Genomic DNA, 13749 nt, shown 5'->3' on the forward strand with positions numbered 1-13749 from the left:
TCTCCCCATCAAAACAGGGAGAGACCCATGAACCGCAACCTGCTTTTCAAATTGGGCGCGATTGCGCTGCTGATCTTGCTGTTGCTGATTCCGTTGCTGATGATCAACGGCATCATCAGCGACCGCCAGCAACTGCGCGACGGCGTATTGATGGACATCGCCCGCAGCTCAAGCTTTGCCCAGCGCCTCACCGGGCCGGTGATGGTGGTGCCGTATCGCAAGACCGTGCGTGAGTGGAAGCTCAATGAAAAGCTCAACAAGCGCTACGAAGAAACCCGTGAAGAACGCGGCCGTCTGTATTTCCTGCCGGACCGTTTTGAGCTCGACGGCAAAGTGCAAACCGAACTGCGTGCGCGCGGCATTTACCAGGCGCGGCTGTTCCATGCCGACAACCGTATCAGCGGGCGTTTCGAGTTGCCGGCGCAGTTGGGGATCACCGAAGACTTTGCCGACTACCGCTTTGAGCCGGCGTTTCTGGCGGTGGGGATCAGCGATATTCGTGGTATTGAAAACGCGTTGAAGCTGGAACTGGGCGATCAGCGCCTGGAGTTCTCGCCGGGTTCGCAAGTGGACTGGCTGGGTGAGGGCGTACATGTGACGTTGCCTGCGCAAGACGGCAAGAAAGCGGCCGTGCTGGACTTCGCCTTCGACCTGCGCCTGCAAGGCACCGAACAACTGCAAGTGGTGCCCGTGGGCAAGACCAGCCAGGTATCACTGGCGTCCAACTGGCCGCACCCGAGTTTTATCGGCAACTTCCTGCCGGCTCAGCGTGAAGTTACCGACCAAGGCTTCAGCGCCAACTGGCAGACGTCCTTCTTCTCCACCAACCTGGAACAAGCCCTGCAGAACTGCCTGGACGGGCAGGGTTGTGACGACTTCAACAACCGCAGCTTCGGGGTGAATTTCATCGACCCGGTAGACCAATACCTCAAGAGCGACCGGGCGATCAAATACGCGCTGTTGTTTATCGCGCTGACCTTCGCTGGTTTCTTTCTGTTCGAAGTGCTCAAGAGTCTGGCGGTGCACCCAATTCAGTACGCCTTGGTGGGCGTGGCGCTGGCGTTCTTCTATCTGTTGCTGTTGTCGTTGTCCGAGCATCTGGGCTTTGCCCTGGCCTATCTGATATCGGCCAGCGCCTGTGTGGTGTTGATCGGCTTCTACGTGTGCCATGTGCTGCGCAGCGTCGCCCACGGCCTGGGGTTTTCGGCAGGGTTGGCGGCGTTGTATGGCTTGCTGTACGGCTTGCTCAGTGCCGAGGATTACGCACTGTTGATGGGCTCGCTGCTGCTGTTTGGCCTGTTGGGTACGGTGATGGTGCTGACGCGCAAACTGGATTGGTATGGGGTGGGCAAGCGTAAGGTGGGGGAAGTGCAATGATCGGGCTGCGCGAAGATCAGCGGATGAAAGCGAGGATGGTCAACTTCCTCAATCACACCGCCTCTCACTGTAGGAGCGAGCTTGTGGTGGCGAGCAAGCTTGCTTGCGCTGGGGTGCGAAGCGCCCCTGATAAAGCCGGCTCCAGCTGCGCTGTCGAGCGGGAGCAAGCTCCCTCGCCACAACAAACTCGCTCCTGCAGGGGACTGGTCAAACCGGGGGTTGGGTCTGCTGCATCGAAGCCCGCTGGCTGACTTCGGCGTACCAGGCGGCGAGCTTGGGAGTGTCCGAGCGCCACTGAATATCCGGGTGGCGAAAGTCGATATAGCCCAGGGCACAGGCCACGCTGATGGCGGCGACGTCGAAGTGGCTGGCCAGTTCGGCAATGGCGTCCCGCTCCAGCTCGGCGAGGGCGCGGCGGATCTTGTTGCGCTGTTCATCCAGCCAGGGAGCCCAGTGTTTTTCTGGCGGGCGCATGGCGGTCTCGTAACGTAGCAGCACGGCGGCATCCATGATGCCGTCAGCCATCGAGGCCAGGGTCAGGCGCCGCCAGCGGGCCGAGCCGTCGCGGGGGATCAGCGGGTTGCCGACATGCTGGTGGTCGAGGTAATCGAGAATCACCCGGCTGTCGTGCAATACCGAGCCGTCGGCCAGGCGCAGGGCCGGGATCTTGCCCACGGGGTTGCCTTGCAGCACTTCGGCATCCGGGTTGACCGGAGTGGGCAGGCACGCGTGCAGGGCCACACGATCCTGCTGGCCGGTCTCGATCAGCAGCACGCGCACTTTACGCACGAAGGGCGAAGCGGGGTTGTGGAACAAGGTCATGCTGGGGGCGGACATGGGCATTCCTCGAGGTGAAGTGTGGCTAGCCTAGAGGGTTGTGCGGTGCCTGGCGAGGGGCCGCGTTGTTTTTGCGGGCCTCATCGCAGGCAAGCCAGCTCCCACAGTGGACTGTGTTCACAGGTCAAAATGTGGGAGCTGGCCTGCCTGCGATAGCGACCTCAGGCGCGCCGCTTAACCAACCCCCATACCCCCATCATTGCCGGTATCCCGAGCCCGATCCAACTCAACGAATCCCACCACCCATCGCCCAGCAACGCCGCAAACAACCCGGCGGCACTGAGCAGGCCGATCCCCAGCGGGATGGCAAAGACCTTCCAGACATTCGACTGCCGCGGCTTCATACCTTGGCCGCCTTGCGCCGTACGATCCATAAGTAAATGCCGCTCACCAGCACGATGATGGTCAGCACATCCAGCACCGCCCACAGGACCTTCATTGGCATGCCGCCGTAATCACCGAAATGCAGGGGTTGGGACATGCCCATGGCATCCATGTACCACGGCCGTTCGGCGATGGCGGTGACGGCCAGGGTGCTGGCGTCGATCAGGACCGGGGTCAGCAAATGGGAGGTCAGGTGGGTGCTGCCCTTCATGAACACGGCGTAGTGATGTTCGCTGGAAAAACGCGTGCCGGGGAAGGCGATAAAGTCTGGCTCCATACCCGGAGCGGCCTTGGCGGCAATGCTCAACAACTCGGTGGCGGGCGCGCGTTGGGTCAGCGGCGGGGCGTTCTTGTAAGGTTCGATCATGGCGCTGAGGCTGTCCTGGCGCCAGGCGGCGATGATCAGGTCGGCGCAGGCGCTGATCACGCCGGTTACCCCCACCACCAACGCCCAGGTCAAAGTGACCACGCCGATCAGGTTGTGCAGGTCGAGCCAGCGCAGGCGAGTGGACTTGTCCTGGCGCACCGTGGCGAACTTCAAGCGACGCATGAACGGCAGGTACAACACCGTGCCCGAGATAATCGCCAGCACAAACAGAAGGCCCATGAACGCCAGCAACAACTTGCCCGGCAACCCGGCAAACATATCCACATGCAGACGCAGCAGGAACAGGGTCAGCCCGCCATTGGCTGCGGGGGTTTCCACTGCTTGGCCAGTGCGGGCGTCGAGCATGAAGGTGTGCGACGAGTTCGGCTCAGTGCCGGCTGTGGCCGCCATGATCGCGATCACGCCGTTGTTGTCGTCTTCGTCCCAGGCAAGGTACTGCATGGCCTCGCCGGGGCGATGGGCCTGGGCTTTGGCCACAAGCTGCTCAAGGTTGAGCCGGGGCGTATCGGCAGGCATCTGCGCCAGTTCGGGCTCATTGCCCAGCAGGTGGTCGATCTCGTGGTGAAACACCAACGGCAGGCCGGTGAGGGCGAGCAGCAGCAGGAATACGGTGCAGATCAGGCTGGTCCAGGTGTGGATGAAGGACCAGCGGCGGATGGTTTTGCTTTTCATTGTCTAGCCTTCAGATGCACCAAAGCCGCCCTGTTGGGCGGCCTGGTGGTTAGCTCAGCTGATTACCACTGGTAGGTGGCGCTGGCGACGACGCTGCGTTGGTCGCCGAAGTAGCAATAGGAGCCATCACAGGTGGAAATGTAGTCTTTGTTGAACAGGTTGGTCGCGTTCACTTTCACCGATGCGCCCTTGAGGCTGTTGTCCAGGCGGCCGAGGTCGTAGTGCACCGCGCCGTCGAACACGGTGTAGGCGTTGGCCTTGCCGGCCCAGGTATTGGCCTGGTCGCCGTAGGTGTTGCCGGTGTAGCGGGCGCCGAAGCCGATACCGAAACCGTCGAGGGCGCCGGTGTGCCAGGTGTAGTCGGTCCACAACGACGCTTGCTGGTTAGGCATCAGTTGCAAGCGGTTGCCTTTGTACTGACCTTTTTGCACCTCGGACTTGGCCAGGGTGTAGGCCGCGATGACCTTGAGGTTTTCGGTCACATCAGACACGGCTTCCAACTCCAGTCCCTTGACCTTTACTTCTCCGGTCTGGTCGGTCACGGAGGCGCCACCGGACTGGAAGCTGGTGACTTGCACGTTCTTTTGGGTCAGGTCGTAGACCGCCGCACTCAGCAGGGTGTTGGAGCCGGGTGGCTGGTATTTGATCCCCAACTCCCACTGCTTGCCTTCCGTCGGCTTGAACGACTGGAGGGGGTCGACGCTGGCGTTGCTCGCGGGCTGGAACGACTCGGCGTACGAGAGGTAGGGGACAAAGCCCGAGTCGAACACATAGCTCAGCGCCGCGTTGCCACTGAAATTCTTGCTGCGGTCGGTATTGGTCGCGTCGTTCTTGTTGAAGTAGGTGGTGCCCTGGTGCACCCAGTCTTCACGACCACCAAGAGTCAGGCGCCAGTTATCCAGGGCCATCTGGTCCTGCACGTAAAGGCCGGTCTGCACGGTTTTCTGGTTGTAATCGTAGAACGCGGTGGAGCGCGCCGGGCGCACGATCGGCTGGCCATAGACCGGGTTAAAGATGTTCGTGGTGCCACCGTCGCCGAAAATCGCCAGGTACGAGGTGTCGGTGCGTTGATGATCCAGGCCCAGCAGCACGGTGTGGGAGATGTCGCCAGTGGCGAAGTCAGCCTGGAAGTTGTTGTCCACCGCGAACTGGCTGATGTCCTCGTCCACATTGGTCGAAGAGCGGCTGATGTCGCCATTGGCATCGGCGGGGGAGAAGGCAAACGAGCCTACCGTCAGTTGCTGGAACGCCAATTCGGATTTGGTGTAGCGCAGGTTCTGCTTGAATTGCCAGGTATCGTTGAAGCGGTGCTCGAACGCGTAGCCCAAGGCGTAGTAGGTGCGGTCGTAGAAGTCGTAGTCCGGGTCGCCGAGGTTCTTGTGGTGGGAAACCTCGCCTAGCGGTGATTTGATTTTGGTGCCCTGGATCGGCAGGAACTGGCTGGTCGCCCCGGTATCGTCACGGGTGAACTGTGACAGCAAGGTCAGCTTGGTATCGGTGTCGATATTCCAGGTCAAGCTCGGTGCGATGTTGTACCGCTTGTTGTCGATGTGATCGACCTGGGTACCGGCATCGCGTACCACGCCGCCAACGCTGTAGAGAAACTGGCCCTCATCATCGATCTTGCCAGTGCTTTCGAAATTGATCTGGCGGTAGTTGTCACTGCCGTATTGCATCTGGATGGCGTGGCTCGATTCAGCGCTGGGGCGGCGGCTGACCATATCCAGCAGGCCGCCCGGAGGGGTCTGGCCATAGACTGACGAGGCCGGACCGCGCAGCAGGGCGAGGCGGTCGAGGTTCCAGGTTTCGGCTTTCGGGTTGGCGTACACGCCACGGGGCAGTGGCAGGCCATCGAGGAATTGCGTCGGCTCGAAGCCGCGTACCCGCATCCAGTCGTAACGGGTGTCGCTGCCGTAGCTGGCAGACACAATACCGGGCATGTATTTGACCGCATCGTCGAGGTTCTGCACGTTACGGTCCTGCATTTGCTCGCGGGTGGCTACCGAGATCGAGCGTGGTGCCTCGACCAGCGCAGTATCGGTTTTGGTGCCGGCGGCGGTGCGCTTTGCAACATATCCCTCCACCGGCCCCCAAGCGCTTTCATAGCTGCCTTGGCCGGTGATGTTGGTGGTCGGCAAGGCAACGACGCCCTCCGGGACCGGCATCAGGGTGTAAGTGCCCGCACTGCTCTGCTCCAACTGCAACCCCGTCCCCCGCAAGGCTTCCCGCAACGCGCCCTGCGCATCGAACTGGCCTTTGACCGGTGCCGAGGTCTTGCCGGCGGCGAGTGCGGGGTTGAGGGTCAGCGCCAGGCCGGCCTGGCTGGCGATCTGGTTCAGGGTGGTGGCCAGGGGCGCAGCGGGCAGGTTATAGGCGCGCACGCTGGAGGCTTGTTCGGCGGCGATCAGCGGGGTGCTGGCGAGCGGGGCGCTGAGGGCGATCGCCATGGCTAACAGGCTGGGGCGCAACAAGGTGTCTAGCGTGCGGGACATAAGGGCGGCTCCTGAATGGAAATATTTCTCAATTGCCTAGGTGCCGAGCGAGAATCGAAAAGTGATAGGGATGAGTGAAAATATTTTTTGCGGTGTGCTGTGATCGTTCCCAAGCTCCGCGTGGGAACGCCTCGTGTGACGCTCTGCGTCACGGCCTGGGACGCAGAGCGTCCGGGCTGCATTACCACGCGGAGCGTGGGAACGATCAAGCCTAAGGCTTACCCTTGACGGTCACCCACCACGGCGTGTGCTGCTCGATCTGCACCGGCAAAGTCGGCAACAGCGCATTCAATGCCAACGTGGTGTCATGCAGCGGGAAACTGCCGGTGATGCGCAGGTCGGCCACGTTGTTATCCACCCCCAGGTAGCCGGTGCGATAGCGCGCCAACTCCTCGATCACATCCCCCAGCCGAGCGTTGTCCACTACCAGCATGCCGCGCGTCCAGGCATCGGTGGCCGGGGTGACGGCCAGCAACGGGCCAAGGCCGTCGCTGCGCATCAGCACCTGCTGGCCCGCCTTGAACACCTGTTCGTGGTGCAACGCCTCGGGCTGGGCGGCCACGGCTGACTGCAACACACTCAGGCGCGTAGCGTCGTCTTCGCGCTTGACGATAAACCGAGTACCCAGCGCCCGCAGGCTGCCGTCGCGGGTTTGCACGTAGAAAGGGCGTGAATCGTCGTGGCCGGTTTCGACGAGAATTTCGCCTGCCTGCAACACGATCAAGCGGCGTGTTTCGTCGAAGCGCACATCAATGGCGCTGTGGGTGTTGAGGTTGATCCGCGTGCCATCCGCCAGCTTCAGCGTGCGCTGTTCACCGGTGGCGGTGCGCTGGTCGGCCAGCCAATAGTGAATAGGCACGTAACGCTCACCGGCAAACAGCGCCAGGCCGCACACCAGCACGATACTGGCCAGGCCCCGGCCCAGTTTGCGCACGCGCTGGCGAATGCCGTGGCGCGACTGCAGCAGCGCCGCCCGAGCCGGGCCCGAGGCCACGCTGAAACGCTGGTCGAGCATGCCCAACTGGCGCCAGGCGCGGGCGTGTTCCTCATCACTGGCCAGCCACTTGCTGAACTCTTCCTGTTCCACCGCGCTGCCGTCGCCCGAGTCGAGGGACAGTTGCCAGGCAATCGCGGCATCCAGCACGCGCGACGACACCGGTTTGGAGCCGATCGCGGTCACGACGGCTCGCCATACAGTGCGATGTAGCACTGGCGAATGCCCTGGGCCAGGTATTGGCGCACGCGGGGCACCGACACGCCCAGGCGCTGGGCGATTTCGGCATGGCCCAGGCCGTCGAGGCGGTTATAGAGGAACGCGGCGCGGGCCTTGCTCGACAGTTTGCCGAGCAGGCGGTCGATGGCCTTGAGGTCTTCGAGGATCAGTTGCTGGGCTTCCGGCGAAGGCTGTTCGCTTTCCGGGATCAGCATCAATTCGGTGAGGTAGGCCTGTTCCAGGGCCGCACGTCGGAAATAGTCGAACAGCAAACCCTTGGCGATGGCCACCAGGAACGCCCGCGGTTCGCGGGGCTCGCGCAACTCGTCACGGCCCAGCAGGCGCATGAAGGTGTCCTGGCTCAGGTCTTCGGCGCGGCTTGGGCACGCCACGTTGCGTCGCAGCCACGCCAACAGCCAGCCACGGTGGTCGCGATACAACGCACCAACAAGCTCACTGCGTGGGGTCTGGGCCGACGACAAGGCATCACCGAATAAACAAGAGGTTTAAACTAACGAGAATTATTCGCGATTGTCGCAGAGGCGTGGGGTGGGCGCAATTGGCGTCTGTCGGGTGATCGTTCCCACGCTCGGCGTGGGAATGCATCCCGCGATGCTCCGCGTCGGGCGCGAAGCGTTAAAGGGAAGGGGACTGTTTGCGCCGTTTCCATTGGGCCAAACGCTCTTGCAGCGTCTGGGGCGTGTCTATCTGTTGCTGCCGCGCACGGCTGAACAGGATCAGCATCAGCTCTGCCGTCGCCAGTGCATCGGCGCTGGCATGGTGGCGTTCGCCAGCCTGTAGCCTGAAGTGGTTGAGCCAATCATCCAGCCCGGCCTCGCGGATATGCGCCTCAGGGCACAACAGCGGAGCCAGGTCTGCCACATCCAGGAATGGATGGGCCAGGCGATACCCCAGGCTGTCCTTGAGCGCCCGGCACAGCATGTGTAGATCAAACGGCGCATGAAAAGCCAGCAGAGGGCTGTCGCCCACGAACGCCATGAAATCCAGCAACGCCTCGGCCGGGTCGCTGCCGGCGGCAATTGCACTGGGCCCCAGCCCGTGGATCAGCACACTGGGGCTGAGCTTGGTGTCGGTGCGCTGCAGGGTGCGTTCGAACAGTTGGGAGAAATCCACCGCACCGTCTTCGATGACTACGGCGCCGATGGACAGCACCTGGTCGCGGTGAAGGTTCAGGCCGCTGGTTTCCAGGTCCACCACTACCCAGCGCTGGCTGCGCAATGGGCCGTTGCCCAGTTCGGCGGGCTTGGGTAAATGCTCCAGGCGCTGCTGTTGCGCAGCGTTGAGCCCGGGCTTTTTCGCGCGCAGCCAGCCAAACAAACTCATAGCTGATACCGCAAGCTCAGGCTGCTTTGCAGGCGTTGGGCCTGGCGCAGGGACTCACGCAGGATGCGCCGGTCCAGGTGGTTGAGGCTGTCGGGGTCGACGCGGTTGGAATAGGGCAAGTTCTCGCGGGTCTGCAATTGGTGCTGCTGCATGCGGGTCTGCTGGATAAAGTGGTAGGCCTCTTCATAGGCGGCGCCATCCAGGGGTTCGATCACGGCCTTATCCACCAACTGGCGCAGGCGTTCCAGGGTGTTGTTGGCGTGGATGCCATTGGCCAGGGCCAACAGGCGCGCGCCATCTACAAAAGGCGTAAGGCCCTGCACCTTGAGGTCGAGGGTGGCTTTTTCGCCATTTTTGCGGGTCAGCACGAACTCGCGGAAGCGCCCTACCGGCGGGCGTCGTAGTAGCGCGTTTTCGGCCAGCATGCGTTGGAACAAGCGGTTATCCGCCACCTGATCGAGAATGCCCTGGCGCAGTTGCTCGCAACCGCGCTCTTCGCCCCACACCACGCGCAAGTCAAAATAGATGCTTGAGCCCAGCAGGTTTTCCGGCGTCGCCTCACGAATGAACGCGCCGAAGCGCCGCGCCCACTCCACGCGGGACAAGCACAGCTCGGGGTTGCCGGCCATGATATTGCCCTTGCACAGGCTGAAGCCGCACAGCGCCAGGCTTTGGTTGATGTGCTGCGCCAGCGGTAGCAAGCGCTCACGCCTTTCGGCGGCTTCGACGGCGTCCTTGGCCTCGAACAGGATGCCGTTGTCCTGGTCGGTGTACAGCGTTTGTTCGCGGCGGCCTTCGCTGCCAAAACACAGCCAACTGAAGGGCACGCCGGGGTCGCCTTTTTCCGCGAGGGTCAGCTCGATCACCCGGCACACGGTGTGGTCGTTGAGCAGCGTAATGATATGGGTGATCTGGGTGGATGAGGCGCCATGGGCGAGCATGCGCTCTACCAACTGGCCGATTTCACCGCGAATCGCCACCAGGTTTTCCACCCGGGGCGCGTTGCGGATGGTGCGGGCCAGGTGCACCAGGTCCACACGCTGCAAGGAAAACAAGTCACGCTCGGAGACCACGCCACACAGGCGCTGGTCTTGCACCAGGCACACATGGGCGATATGCCGTTCGGTCATGGCGATGGCCGCGTCGAACGCGCTGTGCTCCGGGCTCAAGTAAAACGGCGCCTGGGTCATGTGCCCGGCAATGCTCTGGCTGAAGTCGCTGGTGCCATCGGCGACCACCTGGCGCAGATCGCGCAGGGTGAAGATGCCCAGGGGCGCCTTGTGTTCGTTGACGATCACAATGCTGCCGACTTGCTGTTCGTGCATCAAGGTCACCGCTTCGCGCAACGGTGTGTGCGGGCTGCAGGTGACCGGGTGGCGCATGGCCAATTCACCCAGGCGGGTATTCAAGGAATATTGGGTGCCGAGGGTTTCCACGGCTTTTTGCTGTACCTGCTGGTTGACCTGGTCGAGCAGGCTGCTGACCCCGCGCAAGGCGAAATCACGAAACGGGCTGGACAGGGCGAACAGCTTGATAAAGGCCGGTTTGTTCAATTGCAGGCAAAAGGTGTCTTCAGCGGCTTTGTGTTCTGTACGGGTCGCGCGCTCACCCAGCAAGGCGGCGAGGGGGAAGCATTCGCCGGTGGCGATTTCAAAGGTGGTGTCTGCCGAGTCTGGCCGCTCACCCACGACCCGCCCCTGCTTGACGATATAAAAGTGCTCGACCGGGCCGCCCGACGGTTTGAGGATGCTGTCGCCGGGGCCGTAGAAACGCAGTTGGCACTGTTCCACCAGGAAAGCCAGGTGCGCCTGTTCCATCTGGTTGAACGGCGGGAAGCGTTGCAGGAATTGCAGGGTGCCGTGGATGTTCTGCAACACAGCGGTTTTACCCGCCTGTGCGAATGCATCAGCTTTACTCATAACAGTGACCGCAGTGTTTTTGTCGTTATCGTGCTGCATGGTCGACTCCTGCGCAGTGGGTGCCCATTGGACGTAAGTCTAGGTCGAGGAATACCGCGCAAAACTAGGGAAAAACCTTACATGACAATCGTCCAAAACCCGTAGAAAGCCCACTAGGCAAACTTTCCGACGAAGTGCACATTGTTCGCCCTTCCGCAGATGTCTGACGAGTGTGCTGGGAGATTGATGAGAACTGCTGAGAAACGTATGTCCGACCACGATATTTTGAGTGATGCCGAGCGCGAGGCGCTGAGCGCCGTGATGCTGGAGCCCGATTTACCCCCCCAACGCGTTTTGATCGTGGACGACGACAAGGACGCGCGTGAATTGCTGGCGGAAATCCTTGGGCTCGATGGTATTCGCTGCATGACTGCCGAAAGTGGCGAGGCTGCGTGGGATTTGTTGAAGACGAGCAGTTCCATCGGTTTGCTGATCACCGACCTGCGCATGGCGCCCAGCAATGGCCTGGAATTGATCCGCCAGGTGCGTGAGTCCACCCGTGCGGCGTTGCCGATCATCATCATGTCTGGAGACGCGGAAGCGCCGGATGTGATTGATGCGATGCATTTGAGCGTGGTGGATTTCTTGCTCAAGCCGATTGATAGCGTGAAGTTGGCGAAGTTGGTAAAGCGGGAGTTGGGGATGGTGCCCTGAGTGTGGGGTGACTGGCCTGGCCTCTTCGCGGGCAAGCCCGGCTCCCACATTTGAAATGCATCCCCCTGTGGGAGCTGGCTTGCCTGCGATTCAGGCAACGCGGTCTAACTGACACACCTGATAAAAAAGCCCCGATCTTTCGATCAGGGCTTTTTTCCATTACAGGCCGTTCTTGGCCTTGAACTCCCGACGCCTGCGATGCAACACCGGCTCGGTATAGCCATTGGGCTGCTTGGTCCCTTCAATCACCAACTCCACCGCTGCCTGGAACGCGATGTTGCTGTCGAAGTCCGGAGCCAGTGGGCGGTACAACGCATCCCCGGCATTCTGGCGGTCCACCACCGGCGCCATGCGCTTGAGGCTGTCCATCACTTGAGCTTCGTTGACGATGCCGTGGCGCAGCCAGTTGGCGATGTGCTGGCTGGAAATGCGCAGGGTGGCGCGGTCTTCCATCAGGCCGACATCGTTGATGTCCGGCACCTTGGAGCAGCCCACACCCTGGTCGATCCAACGCACCACATAGCCGAGGATGCCCTGGGCGTTGTTGTCCAGTTCGTTGCGGATCTCTTCTTCGGACCAATCGGTGTTGCTGGCCAGAGGAATGGTGAGGATATCGTCCACCGAAGCGCGCTCGCGCTTGGCCAGTTCGGCCTGGCGGGCAAACACATCAACCTTGTGGTAGTGCAACGCATGCAGGGCCGCAGCGGTCGGCGACGGTACCCAGGCGGTGTTGGCACCGGCCAACGGGTGGGCGATTTTCTGCTCAAGCATCAAAGCCATCAGGTCGGGCATGGCCCACATGCCTTTACCGATTTGTGCACGCCCTTGCAGGCCGGTGCTCAGGCCGATATCGACGTTCCAGTTCTCATAGGCGCCGATCCATTTTTCCGCCTTCATGGCCGCCTTGCGCACCATCGCGCCGGCTTCCATGGAGGTGTGGATTTCATCACCGGTACGGTCGAGGAAACCGGTGTTGATAAACACCACGCGCTCGCTGGCCGCCTTGATGCAGGCCTTGAGGTTGACCGTGGTGCGGCGCTCCTCGTCCATGATCCCGACCTTGAGGGTGTTGCGCGCCAGGTTCAGCACCTCTTCGATGCGACCGAACAGTTCGTTGGTGAACGCGGCTTCTTCCGGGCCGTGCATCTTCGGTTTCACGATGTACACAGAACCGGTACGGCTGTTCTTGCGGGTGTTGTTGCCGTTGAGGCTGTGGATCGCCGCCAGGCTGGTGATCAGGCCGTCGAGGATGCCTTCGGGTACTTCGTTGCCGTCTTTATCGAGGATCGCGTCGATGGTCATCAAGTGGCCAACGTTGCGCACGAACAACAGCGAACGGCCGTGCAGGGTCACGTCGCTGCCATCCACGCCGGTGTAGACGCGGTCAGGGTTCATGGTGCGGGTGAAGGTCTGGCCGCCCTTGGCCACTTCTTCGGCCAGGTCGCCCTTCATCAGGCCGAGCCAGTTGCGGTAGATCACCACTTTGTCATCGGCGTCGACGGCGGCCACAGAGTCTTCGCAGTCCATGATGGTGGTCAGCGCGGCTTCCATCAGCACGTCTTTGACGCCTGCGGCGTCGGTTTGGCCGACTGGCGTGCTGGCGTCGATCTGGATTTCGAAGTGCAGGCCATTGTGCTTGAGCAGGATCGCAATCGGCTCGGCCGCAGGGCCCTGGAAACCGATCAACTGGGCATCGTCACGCAGGCCGCTGTTGCTGCCGCCTTTGAGGCTGACGATCAGCTTGCCATCGACGATTTTGTAGCCGGTGGAATCGACATGGCTGCCGGCGCTGAGCGGTGCGGCCTCGTCGAGGAAAGCGCGGGCGAAGGCAATGACCTTGTCGCCACGCACTTTGTTATAGCCCTTGCCCTTCTCGGCGCCGTTGGCTTCGCTGATGGCGTCGGTGCCATAGAGCGCGTCGTACAGCGAGCCCCAGCGCGCATTCGAGGCATTGAGGGCGAAGCGGGCGTTCATCACCGGCACGACCAGCTGTGGGCCGGCCATGCGTGCGATCTCATCATCGACGTTTTGGGTCGAGGCCTCAAAGTCTGCGGCTTCTGGCAACAGGTAGCCGATGTCTTGCAGGAAGGCTTTGTAGGCCACCGGGTCATGGGCCTGGCCGGCGTGGGTCTGGTGCCAGGTATCGATCCGCGCCTGGAAGTCGTCGCGTTTGGCGAGTAGGGCTTTGTTCTTCGGGGCCAGGTCATGGATGACCTTGTCGGCACCGGCCCAGAACTGGTCGGCAGTGATGCCGGTACCGGGAATGGCTTCGTTGTTCACGAAGTCGAACAGGACTTTGGCGACCTGCAGGCCACCGACTTGAACGTGTTCAGTCATTGCTTGCCTCACTCTGCGGAGCTTATGCGCTTTATCAGATTTTCATTATGTAGTGCACGGTTGGGCATACTACATGATGACTTGCGGTTGTGA

General features: G+C 61.6%; 11 protein-coding genes. 2 read left to right on the plus strand and 9 right to left on the minus strand.

What is annotated here, in order from left to right; genetic code table 11:
• Positions 1 to 27: 27 nt before the first annotated feature.
• Entirely contained in the window at positions 28 to 1377 is a 1350-nt protein-coding gene (creD, locus tag BT199_RS21250; protein WP_072435416.1) for a cell envelope integrity protein CreD, read from the plus strand.
• 207 nt (positions 1378 to 1584) lie between these two features.
• Here the strand turns inward: creD and BT199_RS21255 are convergent, their stop codons facing one another.
• From BT199_RS21255 to BT199_RS21290, 8 genes are all read right to left on the minus strand, one after another.
• On the minus strand, positions 1585 to 2214 hold the full coding sequence (locus BT199_RS21255; RefSeq protein ID WP_069868812.1) for a glutathione S-transferase: 630 nt from the start codon (positions 2212 to 2214) through the stop codon (positions 1585 to 1587).
• 161 nt (positions 2215 to 2375) lie between these two features.
• Positions 2376 to 2558 carry a hypothetical protein gene (locus BT199_RS21260; protein ID WP_014720221.1) on the minus strand — a complete coding sequence of 61 codons (183 nt, stop codon included), beginning with the start codon at positions 2556 to 2558 and terminating at the stop codon, positions 2376 to 2378.
• Entirely contained in the window at positions 2555 to 3658 is a 1104-nt protein-coding gene (locus BT199_RS21265; RefSeq protein ID WP_072435417.1) for a PepSY-associated TM helix domain-containing protein, read from the minus strand. Before BT199_RS21265 ends, BT199_RS21260 begins: the two co-directional genes overlap by 4 nt.
• Positions 3659 to 3720: 62 nt before the next feature.
• A complete protein-coding gene (locus BT199_RS21270; RefSeq protein WP_072435418.1) occupies positions 3721 to 6150 on the minus strand; it encodes a TonB-dependent siderophore receptor in 2430 nt (809 codons plus the stop codon).
• 211 nt (positions 6151 to 6361) lie between these two features.
• Positions 6362 to 7330: a FecR domain-containing protein gene (locus tag BT199_RS21275; RefSeq protein ID WP_072435419.1), complete on the minus strand. Its 969-nt coding sequence runs from the start codon at positions 7328 to 7330 to the stop codon at positions 6362 to 6364.
• Positions 7327 to 7845: an RNA polymerase sigma factor gene (locus BT199_RS21280; RefSeq protein ID WP_020302155.1), complete on the minus strand. Its 519-nt coding sequence runs from the start codon at positions 7843 to 7845 to the stop codon at positions 7327 to 7329. The genes BT199_RS21275 and BT199_RS21280 overlap by 4 nt, the downstream gene beginning before the upstream one ends.
• A 154-nt stretch (positions 7846 to 7999) precedes the next feature.
• Positions 8000 to 8707, minus strand: coding sequence for a 3'-5' exonuclease (locus BT199_RS21285; protein WP_072435420.1), 708 nt, complete (start codon positions 8705 to 8707; stop codon positions 8000 to 8002).
• Positions 8704 to 10626, minus strand: coding sequence for a putative nucleotidyltransferase substrate binding domain-containing protein (locus BT199_RS21290; RefSeq protein WP_072435443.1), 1923 nt, complete (start codon positions 10624 to 10626; stop codon positions 8704 to 8706). The genes BT199_RS21285 and BT199_RS21290 overlap by 4 nt, the downstream gene beginning before the upstream one ends.
• Positions 10627 to 10872: 246 nt before the next feature.
• Here BT199_RS21290 and BT199_RS21295 point away from each other — a divergent pair, with 246 nt between their 5' ends.
• The gene (locus tag BT199_RS21295) at positions 10873 to 11319 is read left to right on the plus strand and encodes a response regulator (protein WP_019817416.1); all 447 of its coding nucleotides are present in this window, start codon (positions 10873 to 10875) and stop codon (positions 11317 to 11319) included.
• Between the two features lie 159 nt (positions 11320 to 11478).
• Here BT199_RS21295 and BT199_RS21300 read toward each other — a convergent pair whose 3' ends face one another.
• On the minus strand, positions 11479 to 13656 hold the full coding sequence (locus BT199_RS21300) for a malate synthase G (RefSeq protein ID WP_019817415.1): 2178 nt from the start codon (positions 13654 to 13656) through the stop codon (positions 11479 to 11481).
• Positions 13657 to 13749: the final 93 nt, after the last annotated feature.

The sequence above is a fragment of the Pseudomonas sp. NFR02 genome (genome assembly GCF_900119375.1).
GTDB classification, from domain to species: Bacteria; Pseudomonadota; Gammaproteobacteria; order Pseudomonadales; family Pseudomonadaceae; genus Aquipseudomonas; species Aquipseudomonas paracarnis.